The 15395-nt window shown below is 45.3% G+C and carries 13 protein-coding genes, 4 tRNA genes and 1 pseudogene; 8 read left to right on the top strand and 10 right to left on the bottom strand.

The window, feature by feature from the left end; genetic code table 11:
• From ACK5MF_RS17695 to ACK5MF_RS17685, 3 genes and pseudogenes are all read left to right on the top strand, one after another.
• A pseudogene (locus ACK5MF_RS17695) lies at positions 1-178 on the top strand (group II intron reverse transcriptase/maturase); the annotation flags it as partial.
• 128 nt (positions 179-306) lie between these two features.
• On the top strand, positions 307-942 hold the full coding sequence (locus ACK5MF_RS17690; protein WP_416923849.1) for a TetR/AcrR family transcriptional regulator: 636 nt from the start codon (positions 307-309) through the stop codon (positions 940-942).
• A gap of 113 nt (positions 943-1055) precedes the next feature.
• Positions 1056-2018, top strand: a complete 963-nt coding sequence (locus ACK5MF_RS17685) for a DHH family phosphoesterase (RefSeq protein WP_416923848.1) — start codon at positions 1056-1058, stop codon at positions 2016-2018.
• A 54-nt stretch (positions 2019-2072) separates the two neighbouring features.
• On the opposite strand, the gene ACK5MF_RS17680 is transcribed toward ACK5MF_RS17685, so the two are convergent.
• The 9 genes from ACK5MF_RS17680 to rsgA all read right to left on the bottom strand — a co-directional run bounded on the left by ACK5MF_RS17680 (position 2073) and on the right by rsgA (position 12925).
• Entirely contained in the window at positions 2073-3635 is a 1563-nt protein-coding gene (locus ACK5MF_RS17680; RefSeq protein WP_416923847.1) for an HD domain-containing phosphohydrolase, read from the bottom strand.
• Between the two features lie 223 nt (positions 3636-3858).
• The gene (locus ACK5MF_RS17675) at positions 3859-4995 is read right to left on the bottom strand and encodes a murein hydrolase activator EnvC family protein (protein ID WP_416923846.1); all 1137 of its coding nucleotides are present in this window, start codon (positions 4993-4995) and stop codon (positions 3859-3861) included.
• Between the two features lie 358 nt (positions 4996-5353).
• Positions 5354-6886: a 2,3-bisphosphoglycerate-independent phosphoglycerate mutase gene (gene gpmM, locus ACK5MF_RS17670; protein ID WP_416923845.1), complete on the bottom strand. Its 1533-nt coding sequence runs from the start codon at positions 6884-6886 to the stop codon at positions 5354-5356.
• Between the two features lie 220 nt (positions 6887-7106).
• Complete coding sequence (locus ACK5MF_RS17665) at positions 7107-7994, bottom strand: DMT family transporter (RefSeq protein WP_416923844.1); 888 nt, start codon at positions 7992-7994, stop codon at positions 7107-7109.
• A gap of 82 nt (positions 7995-8076) precedes the next feature.
• A complete protein-coding gene (locus ACK5MF_RS17660) occupies positions 8077-8565 on the bottom strand; it encodes an RES family NAD+ phosphorylase (RefSeq protein ID WP_416923843.1) in 489 nt (162 codons plus the stop codon).
• Entirely contained in the window at positions 8562-8999 is a 438-nt protein-coding gene (locus ACK5MF_RS17655) for an antitoxin Xre/MbcA/ParS toxin-binding domain-containing protein (protein WP_416923842.1), read from the bottom strand. The genes ACK5MF_RS17660 and ACK5MF_RS17655 overlap by 4 nt, the downstream gene beginning before the upstream one ends.
• A 273-nt stretch (positions 9000-9272) precedes the next feature.
• Entirely contained in the window at positions 9273-10688 is a 1416-nt protein-coding gene (locus tag ACK5MF_RS17650; RefSeq protein ID WP_416923841.1) for an SLC13 family permease, read from the bottom strand.
• Positions 10689-10859: 171 nt separating this feature from the next.
• Positions 10860-11720, bottom strand: a complete 861-nt coding sequence (gene asd, locus ACK5MF_RS17645; protein WP_416923840.1) for an archaetidylserine decarboxylase — start codon at positions 11718-11720, stop codon at positions 10860-10862.
• Between the two features lie 143 nt (positions 11721-11863).
• Positions 11864-12925 (bottom strand): small ribosomal subunit biogenesis GTPase RsgA, encoded by a 1062-nt coding sequence (gene rsgA, locus ACK5MF_RS17640; RefSeq protein ID WP_416923839.1) that lies wholly within the window; start codon positions 12923-12925, stop codon positions 11864-11866.
• Positions 12926-13230: 305 nt separating this feature from the next.
• On the opposite strand from rsgA, the gene orn reads away from it, so the two are divergent.
• Positions 13231-13776: an oligoribonuclease gene (orn, locus tag ACK5MF_RS17635; RefSeq protein ID WP_416923838.1), complete on the top strand. Its 546-nt coding sequence runs from the start codon at positions 13231-13233 to the stop codon at positions 13774-13776.
• Between the two features lie 60 nt (positions 13777-13836).
• On the opposite strand, the gene ACK5MF_RS17630 is transcribed toward orn, so the two are convergent.
• Positions 13837-14517, bottom strand: a complete 681-nt coding sequence (locus tag ACK5MF_RS17630) for a hypothetical protein (protein ID WP_416923850.1) — start codon at positions 14515-14517, stop codon at positions 13837-13839.
• A gap of 413 nt (positions 14518-14930) precedes the next feature.
• On the opposite strand from ACK5MF_RS17630, the gene ACK5MF_RS17625 reads away from it, so the two are divergent.
• The 4 genes from ACK5MF_RS17625 (at position 14931) to ACK5MF_RS17610 (ending at position 15339) form a co-directional block, all read left to right on the top strand.
• Positions 14931-15006 (top strand) — tRNA-Gly (locus ACK5MF_RS17625).
• A 54-nt stretch (positions 15007-15060) separates the two neighbouring features.
• A tRNA-Met gene (locus ACK5MF_RS17620) sits at positions 15061-15137 on the top strand.
• Between the two features lie 32 nt (positions 15138-15169).
• Positions 15170-15245 (top strand) — tRNA-Gly (locus ACK5MF_RS17615).
• A gap of 17 nt (positions 15246-15262) precedes the next feature.
• Positions 15263-15339, top strand: a tRNA-Met gene (locus ACK5MF_RS17610).
• Positions 15340-15395 lie beyond the last annotated feature (56 nt).

Here is a 15395-nt window from a genome sequence, read left to right as displayed (position 1 = left end):
GCTTGGATATAAGCCGCCGTTTAGATTTATCCGAATGAGTAGTTGGAGAAATGCGCAAAGTCCTCTAGCCAGTTATGCGATGCCAAACCAATGGTTCAACGAACTGGGGTTGGTAAATCTTGAGCAAGTAGGAACAGGGTATGTGTTTAGCAATTATGCTGAATGGAAGTATGCATGAGCCGTATACGAGGTCCGTACGTACGGTTCTGTGAGAGGGATGAGGCGGTAACGCCTCACCCTACTCGATTTTACTTTAGCTATCTCTGATTTATACTGCGATAGAGTCAATGACAATCTGGCAAGCTAATGAAGACAAGAGACAAAATTGTTCACGCCGCCCTAGAGCTTTTTAATGAAAATGGTGAGCGTGCCATCACAACTAACCATATTGCTGCCTATCTGCAAATCAGCCCGGGGAATCTCTATTATCACTTCCGCAATAAACAGGAGATAGTACGAGAGATTTTTGCGTTGTATTCGCAAGAGTTGATTGAACGTTTTACGCCGCTGCAAGGGCAATATGAAAGCTTAACGCTGTTAAAGCACTATCTGGACTCCATGTTTAATTTGATGTGGAAGTATCGTTTCTTCTATTCAAACTTGCCGGAAATCTTACAGCGTGATGAAGAATTGCATGTTGAATACATCTCTTCCCAACAGAAACTGCATGTGAACTTGATTAATATTATGCAGAACTTTGTTGATATGGAGCTGCTTGAGGTTGAAAAAGAGGAACTGGAAACTTTAGTGACATCATTGCATATGGTTTACTCCGGTTGGCTGGCGTACCAGTCAGCAATGTGTTTGAAAACCAAAATCACTGAGCGAGTTATTTATCAAGGTATGCTGCAAGCCATTTCATTGGTGAAACCGTGTGCCACGGAGCAAGGCATTGAGCAGCTACAACTGTTAGAGGATGGGATACAATCTCTTTATGCCTAATCTGTTGAATGGGCATGAGTTATAATTTTTATGTCTTTTGGTAACGCAAGCAACACTGATAGTTTATAGGCTATCAGTACGTTTATCGATTTACGTTTAAAGACTCATTTCCCATGCACTACGACGTTTTTAATGGTGATGCCGATGGTATCATCTCACTTCTTCAGCTCAGGCTTGCCGAGCCTCGTGACGCGCAATTAGTCACTGGGGTGAAACGCGATATTCAGTTACTTGAAAAATTGAACCCGCAAGCGGGTGACTCGCTTACTGTGCTGGATATTTCGCTGCAGAAAAACAGCACGGCTCTGTTGGCTGCACTTGATGCTGGGGCTGAGGTGTTTTATGCCGATCATCATCAAGCCGGAGATATTCCGACTCATCACCAACTGGTAGCGCATATTTATTTAGAACCAAATATGTGTACGGCACTTATCATCGACCGCCTTTTGGACGGGAAATATCGCCCTTGGGCAATTGCGGCTGCTTATGGGGATAATCTTAATAGTATTGCAGACCGAATGTGTCAAGAGGCCGGGTTCACTGAGGCGGAGTCTACTCAGCTTAAACAGCTTGGTACTCTTATCAACTACAATGGTTATGGGAAAAGTATTGAGCAGTTGCATTTCCATCCGGCAACGCTCTATCAAACATTACTGAATTATTCGTCGCCATGGGATGTGATTAACGATCACGCGTCGCCTTATTACGCTTTAAAAGCCGCTTATGAAGCGGACACTTTATTGGCTGTTTCTGTCGCGAGTTACTACGAAAGTGACGTTTTAAGAGTCTTTGAGCTGCCCGATGAAGATTTCTCGCACCGTATCAGTGGGGTGTATGGCAATTTGATTGCCAATCAGTCCCCCTCACAAGCGCATCTTGTGCTGACTCAGATCGATACTGAAAATTATGCTGTTTCTCTGCGTGCTCCACTCAACAATAAGCAAGGGGCAGGAGAATTGTGTGCGCAGTTTGCTACGGGCGGCGGAAGAGAAGCGGCTGGTGGAATTAATCGTCTGCCAGAAAAAGACCTTGCGACGCTGATGAGCGCTGTTGAAGATTATTACCGTAAACAATAAAGGAAGCCGCCGATTGATTTTCCTTCTCTGATTCCAATGTTGACTGTTGTGTGGCTATACCACAGCGCAGTTGATGGTGTGCAGTTGGTTAATCTGCGGCAAGCTGAACTCATCTGCCTGAGCGTGTAACTGAGCGAGCGCTTCGAAGTTGTCGATAAGCAGTTGAGTTAACTCTGGGTCAAAGTGCTTGCCTTTTTGGTCAATAAATTCTTGTAGGACTTCTTCTTTCGCCCAAACATTCTTGTACGGGCGCTTGCTCAGTAAGGCGTCAAAGACATCGGCAATCGCCACAATGCGAGCAAAGATATGGATATCTTCACCCGCTTTTCCGCAAGGATAACCGTTACCATCCCATCTCTCGTGGTGTTCATGGGCGATAATACAAGCCATCTGCATTAGGTGTGAATCGCTCCCTTGTAGCAAGTTTCGCCCCACTTCGGCATGTTTTTTCACCACGGAAAACTCTTGTTTGGTGAGTTTGCCGGGTTTGTTTAGTATCGCGTCAGGTACTGCGATTTTGCCCACATCGTGCAGCGGGCTTGCGGTATAAATAGTGGTCACATCATCATGATCCAAACCATGCAGCATGGCTAATGTGCTTGCCACGCATGCGACACGTCGAACATGTAAGCCCGTTTCATCCGAACGGTTTTCAAGAATTTCCCCCAGAACTTGAATAATTTCTTCTTTCTCGGCAAAACGCTTTTGTCGCTCAGATTCGAGTTGGTTTTCATAGGCCACCAAACTCGATATATCACGTAGCATCACGATGATTGAATCGTGTTTATCACTATTGGGCACCACGCCTTTGTATGTATAGAAGTACAATTCATAAGGTGTGCCGTGAATATTGATGATGTTGTACAGATGTTTATTGCTCTTATCGGACTCACTGTTGATGCTGAAATCGGGGATCAGATTATTAACGTTGAAGCCTTTGCTATCTAAGTTAACGTTCCAATAGCTGTGCTCATCGGTGGGGTGAGAGTGCTGCGCCAATATTTTATGTCCTAGCCCGTTGGCGTGGCGAATACAACCTTTGTTGTCAATATCAAATAAAGGTTGGTCGATACTTTCGATAATCGATAACAACTGATTCTTGTGGTCGAGCACTTCACTGTGGCTCTGTTTGATCTCTTCCAGCTCTTGATTTGAGTTAGACGATAGTTTTTGGTATTCGTAACAGGTGATGGCGTCACCACGGTCAAAGTAACCGTGAATTAACGAAAGTAGCCAGAGAATATCGTGATCACTGGCATCCAGTGATTGAATTAAATCGATATAAGCCCGCCGATAATATTTCAGTAGCCCTGTGTACATATAGAGTTCGATGGCTCTTTTTTGATGCACGATGGCACGCTGACGGAAATAAGCAGTGATTTCTTCATCCCAATCATTAAGTTCCATATGGATATTAGGATCCATGGTGTGTACTTTTTCACTAGATAACAAAACAGTTAAACCTTTGGAAACACCGACAACGGATTCACGCCAGGCTGCATTGATATTTGACGTGTAGGTAATGTAGCCGTGCTGAATTCCTAATGTGATGACACTGTGCGTTAAAATGTCAGTGCTATCTGCGATGAGCTGTTTCGCTTTTTCAGTAATACACATAATGATGATGGAGTGGTTAATCGAGAGTTTAATTTTAACCCGTTTTTCGCATGGATTTTGCCGATGAATAGGAGTTAAGACTTATCTGACAAGGCTTTGGCTAAGCGCCTAATAGAATATGCCTGCAAATATGCATAAGGCAAATTGATTGTTGCGAGTGATAGTTTATGTTTATGGATGGTTCGGCTTGGTCACTGGATTGGCAAGCTATCGGGTTGATAAGCTATCGGGTTAACCAGGTGCGCGGGTTTTCTGCCCGGCTGTTGCGGCGAACTTCAAAATAGAGGCTTGGTCTGGCTTGACCTCCGGTATCGCCAGCGAGAGCGATGGTTTCACCAGCGGTAACTTTATCGCCCTCTTTTTTCATCAAAGACTGATTGAAACCGTATAAGGTCATGTCGCCTTTACCATGATCGAGCAGCACGACTAATCCATAACCACGCAGATATTCAGCAAATACCACGGTACCCGGATAAACCGCCGTCACCGCCTGACCATAATTGGCTGCAATCACAATGCCTTTCCAATCAACCTGACCGGTTTGACGCTCACCAAAGTTGTGTAATACCGAGCCTTTGACCGGCCAGCTAAGTTTACCACGTTGCTGGCTAATGCCATCCATCGGAATGGCATTACGTTTGGCGGCTTTGGCTATTTCCGCTTTTAAGCGGGTTTCATTACGTTGCAGCTCTGCGAGGTAAACTTTGTCACCGGAAATGCTTTTCTGAATTTTGTTGACCGTACCTTTACGCTCCGACTGCGTCTTCGCCAGTTGATCACGCTTGTTGGTTTGTTGCTCTAGCAGAGATGCAATTTGGTCTCTCTCAAGCTGAAGCTGTTTTTGGTTTTCTTCAAGTTGTTCCCGGGTCTGTTTCAATGCCTGAATGGTTTCACTGCGTGCTTGCGCCAAATGCTGGAAGTATTGGCTAATACGATCTTCATCCACATTGTTATTGAGTAAGTTACCCTTGGTAGTCGCATTCTGAGTGACGTAATAGGTTTGCAGCAGTTGTTTTAATTTGTCAGCTTGTTGAGTGCGTTGGCTTTCCAGTTGTTTAATGTTCGCCTGAAGCTTGTTGATGTTGTGATTGGCTGATGTTAAGTCACTTTTGCTGTCTTTAATCTGCTTTTCCAAATTTGAAATATTGATCTCTTGCTGCTTCAGAGATTGTTGTAGCTGATCAAGTTGCCCTTGCTGTTTGGATAATTCCTGTTTCTGACGAGAGATTTCTCCAGCTACCCCCTTTAACTCTTGCTGTGAGGCCGCAAGAACTTGAGAAACCGACAAAACTGAAAAACAGACACACAACGCCATACTGGCGAAGTAGTGCTTTAGGTAGTGCCTTAACGTGCTTGTCATGTAGGGCGTGCTTGTCATGTAAGAAGGGTGTTCGCCAATCGATTCAAAGAGTAACCAGTATACTCAAAGCGTGGCATGAGGCGAGTGTCGGATGCAAAAACTTTGTCATAGTTATTTACCTATTGGCGATATTTTTACCGTTAAGCGGATTTTGGCGATAAAAAAGCCCTAACTGAGTAGTAATACCAATCAGTTAAGAGAATCCTCGTTCCCATGCTCTGAAGTGACCCCCAATAGTTGGACAACCAATTATTGGGGGTCACTTCAGACCGTGGGAACGAGAACTCTGTCTTTTTGAGCTTAACTGACAGACATTACTAACTGAGTAGGGCTTTCATCATCATTTAGCAAGTTTTACTTATTTGTAAATCACTTGACCAGACATGTCTGCTGGGATTTCAGTGCCAGTCAGAGCAAGCATGGTTGGTGCGAGGTCAGACAGTTTACCGCCTTCGATAAACTCGATCTCTTTGTTACCAACATACACCAGTGGTACTGGAAGATTCGTGTGTGCCGTGTGTACACCACCCGTTTCAGGGTTAACCATCATTTCTGCGTTACCGTGGTCAGCCGTGATCAGTAGTTGACCATCCACTTCTTTGATAGCTTCCACAACACGGCCGATACATTCGTCAACCGCTTCACAAGCTTTAACTGCCGCTTCGTACACGCCTGTGTGGCCAACCATGTCGCCGTTCGGGTAGTTACAGATGATAGCGTCGTATTTACCCGATTTAATCGCTGCAACCAGCTTGTCCGTTAGCTCAGCAGAGCTCATTTCTGGTTGAAGGTCATAAGTCGCTACTTTTGGTGAAGCAACAAGTTGACGCTCTTCACCGGCAAATTCGTTCTCAACACCACCGTTGAAGAAGAAAGTGACGTGTGCGTATTTCTCAGTTTCAGAGATACGTAGCTGAGTTTTACCTGCTTTCGATAACCATTCACCGTATGTGTTCTCTAGTGATGCTGGTGGGAAAGCCGCTGGCAGAGGAATGTCTGCTGCGTATTGAGTCAGCATAACAAAGTTTAGCGCAGGGAATACTTTGCGTTCGAAACCGGCAAAATCAGTGACGAAAGTGCGCGTGATTTGGCGCGCACGGTCAGCACGGTAGTTCATAAATAGCACCGCGTCACCGTCTTGCATTGCTGCAGACTCCTGGCCTTGTGCACGGATTTCTGTTGCTTTCACGAACTCATCGTTTTCTTCACGAGCGTATGCCGCTTCTAGGCCTGCTAGTGCAGAAGCGAAAGTGAATTCACCTTGCGCAGCGGTTAGCACATCGTAAGCTTTTTCTACACGTTCCCAGTTGTTGTCACGGTCCATCGCGTAGTAACGACCAACTAGAGATGCGATACGGCCTTTGCCTAGTTTGGCAAATAGTGCGTCAAAACGTTGCAAAGTACCTTCTGCGCTGCGAGGTGGTGTATCACGGCCATCGAGGAAGCAGTGTAGGTAAATTTTCTCTGCGCCACGTGCGGCTGCTAGTTCAATCGCTGCATAGATGTGATCTTCGTGAGAGTGAACGCCACCTGGAGACATAAGGCCCATCAGGTGGACTGCTTTACCAGCCGCAACGGCTTTATCGATAGCGGCCACTAACACTGGGTTAGTTTGGAATTCGCCGTCAGAGATTGATTTAGTGATGCGAGTGAGATCTTGGTACACGATACGACCTGCGCCGATGTTCGTGTGACCAACTTCAGAGTTACCCATTTGACCGTCAGGTAGACCAACATCCATACCAGAAGCCGAAATCAGAGTATTTGGGTTGTTTGCCATTAAAGCATCCATTACTGGAGTATTAGCATTGCTGATAGCATTGTTGCTGCTGTCTTCACGGTAACCCCAACCGTCAAGAATCACTAGAGCCATTGGCTTCTTAGCTGACATAGTTATAACCTCGTCAAATTCAATAAAATCAAAGTAACTAAAAACTGAAATTAGCGTAATTTTACTACACTTTATAGCCGTTGCAGTAGGGCAAGATCAATGATTCTGCCTATCGTTGCAATAAAATGTAGCCAATTGATCAAAATTTTTGTCTCAAATTGCTTGTGTATTCTTATAGTTAGTCAATCAAAATAATGAGTTAATAAAGTAAAAGAGATCGTTAATAGACCAAAATACTTGTGCCAGCGACAGCGACAATCGCCCCTAACCAAGCAAATCGGTTTGGTCTTTGTTTGGTGTAGATCCAAAGTATAGGCAATAGCATGATAGGTGTGGTGGAAGAAAGTAGCGCAACCATACCCACATTTCCTTCACGCAAGGCATACAAAATCAGCGTCATGCCGAGCGCCATACCAATAAAACCGTTGATGGTGGTGATCGCAAAAATATTCCAATTCATTTTTTGCGTCGGACGTGCAACGCGCGCTCCTGTCGCTCGCAACAAGCAGTGTGCGACAAACGCTGTCAGCATTCGAATGGACGACGCTGCCACCGGGTCAATGCTAGTTTGCATCACGGGCTTTGCAATCACGCCCCCTAAAGCTTGGCAGAGCGCCGCGGTTAAACCCAAGCCTAAACCTATCCACACATTGCCGTGAACCATTTCCAAATGGTTACTGCTTTGCCCTCTGCGACCAAAAAAGATCGCGGTCAGCACACCAGAGAAGACCAGCGTTGAACCTAATAGTTCAAGAGGCGTCATGCTTTCACTAAACAGAAAGTAACCCAGCACGGTGGAAAATACCGCGTGACAAGAGAACAGCAATCCTGATTGGCGAGGTCCCATACGGTTTAGACAAGCAAAGAGAGCCGTATCACCGATAAAAATGCCGATCAGACCAGAGAGCATCATTGGCGGAATGGCGGAGGCTGCTACGGTTGACCAACCACCTGTCATCAAGGCCATAGTGGCGAGGATGGTAAAGGTTGAGCCCATTCTCCATCGGCTATAAGCAAAAGTGCCAAGATGTCTGGCAGGAGTGACAGAGAGTAAACTGGCGATAGCCCAAAGAAATGCCGCAGCAAGTGCCAGCCATTCATAGCCCATGAGTTGTCCTTGAGAGAGGGGGGAGAAAAGGGAAATTAATATGCCATCAAGGCTTGGGAAAACAAAGTGAATTTAGCAATCACTATTCGTGGTGTCTTGATGAAAGTTTGAAAATTCTAGGATCAAATTGGAAGTCGAGTTTGTTTGCAGACTCAAATATTTCCCTCATGGCCTCATGAGCCGGATTGACTAAGTAGTTTATGTCTCTAGGTGAAATCACCGACGGTACTGCCAGTGCGGCAAAATCGGTCATTTCTCGAATGAATTCGTCGCCAATTAATTGGGTACTTTTGGATTCAGGGATTTGTCGCCAGTCTTTTGGGAGTGATTCTGTGGCTAGATCCATCGTTAATGTAGAGGGTAAGTCAATGCAATAAAGATCGTACTTATCAATTAGCTCTGGATCGTGAGAAATGTGAACTAAAATCTCTAAACATGCTAGCGATTCTGAACTCGCAAAATAAACAGCTTCGGTGCCTTTCGAATTCCATCTGCCACCGTATGTTCTGGCTCCAATAGAAGAAAAGGGATCGTCGGCGTATTTTTTCTTCGTAAGCCGATAGAGCTTCATGAGTAAACACCGTGCTCAATTCGTCCAATGAGATCCTGAACTCTCTCGAAATCAACGGTGGTTGATGTCATATCAATGGGACGCTTACCGCCTAAACCATAAACGGGGGTTTCTAGCCATTGTCGAGCTTTGTCTTCATTTTCGAACAGCTCTGTAGCCTGATCAAGTAAAGCTGCTAATCGATAGATTGCATCACTCTCTAAAGTGGTGAAGTTTTGATCTTCTTTAACTCGTCTTTTTAAGGTTGATAATGGTATTTTGGTCGCCCGGTGCACGGTTGTTACTGAGACTTTTGCGCCTTCCATTAGATGTAAAAGGGAGCTTGCCGGTATTCCATCCATGATTGATTTAGATGCATTTTCGATAAGATTCATGCTGGCTAAGTAACCGTGACGTTGCTTTGTTTTTTGTGGTCTAAATACTGCTGTCGGCATGAGTTTTTCCTCAAAAATGGCTCATATGAACGTTTATTATAGTTCATATGGTCCACATGGCAATCATTGCTGATGAAGAGGAGGAGGCCTCATACCATCCTAGATAAAAATATTATCAGATTGGACATCGGTGGGGCAGTAAATGGCTATCGAACGCAAACACGCATAAACCCTTCCATGGGGCTCCGCCGAGCCATCCATGGCTCGGAGGGTTTGCTTATCGACACCCATTCACTGATCAGAAAGTTTTCCAGAATGGTATCACTTCTTCTGCTAAGTCAGCATCCAAACCGCAGCGTAAACAATCAGCAAACCTATCACGCCAATGATCACACCTGCTTTCGCCATATCTTTACTTTCAATCAGACCGGTTGAATAAGCGAGAGAGTTTGGTGGTGTCGAAACGGGTAAAATCATCCCTAGAGATGCAGAAAACGCGACCACAATCAGCAATCCTTGGAGTCCTCCCACACCCGATAAACTTTGCATCGATGCACCGATGGCGGCAGCGATAGGCATTAATAAGTTTGCGGTTGCCGTGTTAGACATAAAGTTTGCCATCAGCCAGCAAATGATTGAGAGCGTAATCACCACCGACATTGGCGATAAAGACTCATAGTCAATCGCGTGAGCCAACGCTTTAGCGAGCCCGGTTTGCTCTAAGCCAATGCCGATGGCAATCCCCCCGGCAACCAGCCACAGTACATCCCAGTTAATCTGTTTCAGCTCTTCTTTACCCATAATGCCGGTTAAAGTGAATATGGCTAATGGGATCACCGCAACCACGTAGGTATTCATGCCGTGCAATGAGGTGGTCATCCACAATAAAATGGTGGCGGCAAAAGTAATGTACACCACGATAGCGCGCCAGTTACGCATAAATCGCCCTTCCAGCTTGAGCGTCATGGTTTTCTGAGAAGCCGGAAACAACTTCTGCAATAAAAACCAGGCGATGGTGAGCTGAATAAAGACAAAAGGTAACCCCATCATCATCCACGATAAGAAGCTAATCGAATGCTCGCCAGTGAGGTATTGCAGCGCGATAGCATTGGGTGGCGTGCCGATAGGCGTGGCAATACCACCGGTATTAGCGGCGATCGGAATGCATAACACCAGCGCTTTAATGCCCAAATCTCCTTTGGGTGCAGAGGCCACAATCGGTCCTAACAGTGCCAACATCATTACCGTGGTGGCGGTATTGGACATAAACATTGAAAACACCGAGGTAATTAACATCAGCCCGAGCATGATGAACTTCGGCTGGCTACCAAAAGGTTTGAGCAGTACGCGCGCGAGGTTATTGTCGAGTTCGTATTTTGATGCCGCAATAGCCAGTGCGAAGCCACCCATAAATAAGATGATGATGGGAGAGGAAAACGCGCCGAAAATCTCGGTATAAGGAATAAGAACCCCTAGCTCGTGTCCCTCGGCAGGTGCACGAAACCAATGTAGTCCTTTATCTGAAATCATGATGAGTTCGAGTGTGATAATAAATATTGAGGTAGCAAACACAGGAACGGGTTCCAGCACCCATAAAAGAGCAGCCAGTAAGAAGATTGCGAGTAAGCGATGCTGAATAATCGTGAGGTCATCAATAGGAATGGCATCAATTGGCATCACTAGGACACCAAGAGGAATCAACAGACACACTAACAGCTTGATGAGCAACATAGGTTGCAATGTCGGCATGGGTAAAACCTCATTCTAAAAACAATCATTAGATGTTAACCCACTGAATCAATAGGGTCTCAGATGAGGGTTAAAGTTTTGCGTATTTGCCGAGATAAAAGATGGATATGTGGCTTAGGTCAAAAACAGATGCCCAGACTAAGCTGGGCATTTAAGAAACAAAAAACGTCGTTATTTGTTGACGTGAGCGTACGGCGTACCTAACTGAGTTGGTGCGTTGTTTTGCATACTGTCATCAAAACGGATGGCGTCTTTGGCGAACAGGTTGATGACTGTTGAGCCAAGCTTAAAGCGCCCCATCTCTTGTCCTTTGTTAAAGGAAACCGCTTTGTCACCCGTTGCTGGGTAATGCCAACGATAAACCGTGTTGCCGCGAGGCGGTGTCACTGTACCTGCCCAGATCAGTTCAATGCTGCCTACTATGGTTGCACCCACAAGTACTTGTGCCATAGGGCCGAATTCGGTATCAAAAATACAAACCACACGTTCGTTGCGCGCAAATAGGTTTGGCACATTTTCAGCCGTTAAAGGGTTTACTGAAAACAGGTCACCCGGTACGTAAATCATCTGACGTAGAGTGCCGTCGCATGGCATGTGTACACGATGGTAATCACGAGGGGACAAATACAGCGTTGCAAATTCACCTTCAAGGAATTCTTCAGCCAATTGGGCATCGCCACCTAACAGCTCTTGTGCAGAGAAATCATGACCTTTCGCTTGAATCAGTTTGCCATCGGTAATTGGACCAAACTGGCTCACGCAAGCATCGGCTGGGTGAGTGATGACTAACTCATCTTCAATAATGGTACGCGCGTCTGGTTTCAGTTCACGAACGAAGAATTCGTTAAATGTTTTAAAGTGTTTTGGATCGGAATGCAGCGCTTCATCCATGTTGACGTTATATTGTTTGATAAACCAGCGGATAACGGCTGTAGTAAGAGCACCCGCTTTAGCTGAAGCTAACTTGCCAACTAAGCGAGTTAAACCGTGTTGTGGAATCCAATACTGCAGTCCAACTTTAATTTTATCCATTGTGTTTCATTCCAATGTGTTTAGGTCAATAGACCAAATTGTTTGGCGCAAAAGGTCGGCAAACCTTGAGCTTTGGGCGCGAGATGTTACTGAAAATCGCCACAGGTGTCAGCAATTTGGTTATAAATGGCAACAAAATCTCGCTACAGATCCGCTTTCTTATTACGCGAATACTGACGATTGGCTTTGTTTTCATCCATACTTTCGATGATTCTGTGATAGTTCTCGTATCGAGTTCGGCTTACTTCACCTTTCTCAACGGCTTCTCGTAATATACAGCCGGGATCATCGCCGTGCTTACAGTCTCTGAACTTGCAACCACCTAAGTAAGTACGAAATTCAACATACGCTTTGGTGATGTCATCGGCTTCCAAATGCCATAAACCAAATTCTCGCACTCCCGGAGAGTCTATCAAATCACCGCCAGATGGAATGTGGTAGAGACGAGCGGCAGTGGTCGTGTGCTGACCTAAGCCCGACGTTTCAGAAATGGCCCCTTCTTCAACCGTTTCACCAAGTTCTGGCATCAGCGCATTGACTAAGCTGGATTTACCCACACCAGATTGGCCAACGAAAATATTGATTTTATCGCGCAGTTTCTCTTCCAACGCCTTGATACCTTCACCTGTCTGCTTGCTAACGTAAAGCACTTCATAGCCGATACGTTGATACTCCGCTAGCCACTGTTGATATTGTGTGCGTTGCTCTTGCGTTAACAAATCCGTCTTGTTAAGTACAATCAATGGCGCAATTTCTAGCGTTTCTGAAGCAATCAAATATCGGTCGATGATGTTGAGCGATAACTCGGGTAATACTGAAGAGACAATCACCATCTGGTTAACGTTGGCCGCGACAGGTTTTAAACCGTCATAATAGTCAGGGCGAGTCAAAACAGAAGTGCGAGGCTCAACGGCTTCCACCACACCTGAGATACCAGCAAGGATTTCGTTTCCCGGACGCCAGATAACTTTATCGCCGGAGACAAGGCTTTCAATGCCGCGACGCAGGTTACAGCGGTGGATCGTGCCGGTTTCCGGGTCTTCGATATCAGCATGTTGCCCAAAGCGAGTAATCACTAACCCTAACTTGGCACTCTCAAGCATCGACTCTTCCCACTGTACGGACTCGTCTTGCTGGAGTTTTCTATGTTGGTTGCTTCTTACGCGCCTAACTTGACCTTTCGTCAGCTTTTTTTTCTTTGCCACTATGTTCTACTTTTATGAATACAATGCTATCCCCTTCCTACTTGAAGCTGCAGCGCTTTATGTTTTTAAATATGGGGTCTGCATTCGTTCACCCCAATTACATAGTTATCTATGCTCATGGGGATTCACTCACTTGCCGCCTACCTGCAACTTCAAGTAGTTTGGGTATCGTTATTAATTTGATCGATATTTGTGCCAAATTTGCCGCCAATACATTGCGGTAAATGCGTTAGGCCAGGTTTCTTGGCAATCTGAATTTGGGTATAGTACCTCTTTTATTGATAAACCCATATAGGCACTCACTTATGTCTTACAGCGAGCAAAATCTTATTTGGATCGATTTAGAGATGACTGGCTTAGATCCTGACACTCACAAAATCATCGAAATTGCCACTATTGTCACCGATAGCGAACTCAACATTCTGGCTGAGGGACCGGTGTTAGCGATCCATCAACCAGAGTCAGAGCTGGATAAAATGGATGAATGGTGTACCAACACGCATACCGGTAGTGGACTTGTTGAACGTATTCGTCAAAGTAAGGTGACTGAAGATCAGGCTGTTGCTCAAACGATTGAGTTTCTGGAAAAATGGGTACCTCGTGGTAAATCACCTATTTGCGGTAATAGTATCGGTCAGGATCGCCGTTTTCTCTACAAACATATGCCAGTACTAGAAGAGTATTTCCACTATCGTTATATCGATGTCAGCACATTGAAAGAGCTGACTCGTCGCTGGAAACCGGAAGTTTTGGATGGCTTCTCAAAAAATGGCAGCCATTTAGCGTTGGATGACATCCGTGAATCGATCGCGGAGCTTAAATATTATCGTCAAACCATTATGTCGATTTAAACGTCACCGATAGCTGAACAATTAGCTGAACCATCAAGCCGCAGCACAGACTGCGGTTTTCTATGGCACTGGGAGGAAGGCGAGCTGAGCGACACTTTGAACCACCTTGGTAATTCCTCGATTAGTTTTATCGGCAACAATTAACGCCATCATGTCCTGAACCATAACCATCTTTGCAAACAACCGGTCAAAGCTTAGATCGTGACCCGTTTCACCTATGCTGTTGGATAACAGAAACAATTCGCCTTTGCTGTCTCTGCGCTGATAAAGCCGCCAGACAAAAATTTCAATGTTCCGAGCGCTGTTATAAAGGGACTGCTCGTTGAGAGAATCAACAATGAAAAATTCTTGCTGGTGGTTGTAGGAGCGCCTAAGCATCTCTGTCAACCCGACCATAGCGGCAAATACTCGGTCGCCCTGAAAGTTTTCATCAAAACTGAGAAGAATCGCGTCTATACCGGTTACGCCATTGAGTTCGTCAAACACCAGCGATGGGATTTCAATGGTGTTGTAAGTACCAAATATTTGCGCCATACGCGCATCAACAGTCATGCCTGAGCTTTTCTTGAGTTGCCATGGGTTGCGGACATAAAGCTTGCGTGTCAGTTCCATCAACATCTGTTTCTGTTGTTGAGCATGAACATCCATCACAAAATCAACATCACTTTTTCCTAGATTACGCATAGGCTTGGGCATAGAACCGCAGCCTGCTAGCAAGAGAAAAGCGCTGAACAGCAGCAGTAGTAAGGAGCTTTTATTTCTTAGCTGACGGGAGCGGTATCTTCTCAATCCAAATTCCTTTTGCTTCCTTGGTCAGAAACTTTCTTTCGCAGAAATTTTCAACGGTGAATGTTTTTATGCCTGTCTGTTTCCGCACAGATTAACATCTGTAAGGCTAAAAATACGTCGGGGGTAAAATAAGTTGCAAATAATTCTGTCAGAATAACGGTTTATCTCGCATAATGCGTGGGCTCGAATTTAAGTGAAGCCTTAAGTCAAAAGGCTTGCTGTGATGGTCTTTTAAGCAAAATATGCTGTTAGCGGATGCTTTTTAGTCAAACGATAAAAAAAACAAATTTTTTTTCGATAAGTGCTTGCATCACACAAAAATGCTCTTATAATTCGCAGCCCTGAACGACGGAAACGTTGTTGATGCGACACTAGCTCAGTTGGTAGAGCGCAACCTTGCCAAGGTTGAGGTCACGAGTTCGAACCTCGTGTGTCGCTCCACTTTCTTTAAGTAGAAAGTAAAGTTGTCATCATACTTTAAATGATGAATTCGGACGCGGGATGGAGCAGCTTGGTAGCTCGTCGGGCTCATAACCCGAAGGTCGTTGGTTCAAATCCAGCTCCCGCAACCAAATTCAGATTAAGCGCAAATGCGGTTAATCATGCGACACTAGCTCAGTTGGTAGAGCGCAACCTTGCCAAGGTTGAGGTCACGAGTTCGAACCTCGTGTGTCGCTCCAGATTTTTAAAATTCGGACGCGGGATGGAGCAGCTTGGTAGCTCGTCGGGCTCATAACCCGAAGGTCGTTGGTTCAAATCCAGCTCCCGCAACCAAATTCAGATTAAACGCAATGCGGTTAATCATGCGACACTAGCTCAGTTGGTAGAGC

The organism is Vibrio sp. (genome assembly GCF_047973365.1).
In the GTDB taxonomy this organism is placed as follows: domain Bacteria; phylum Pseudomonadota; class Gammaproteobacteria; order Enterobacterales; family Vibrionaceae; genus Vibrio.
This window is presented reverse-complemented; position numbering and strand designations above follow the sequence as displayed.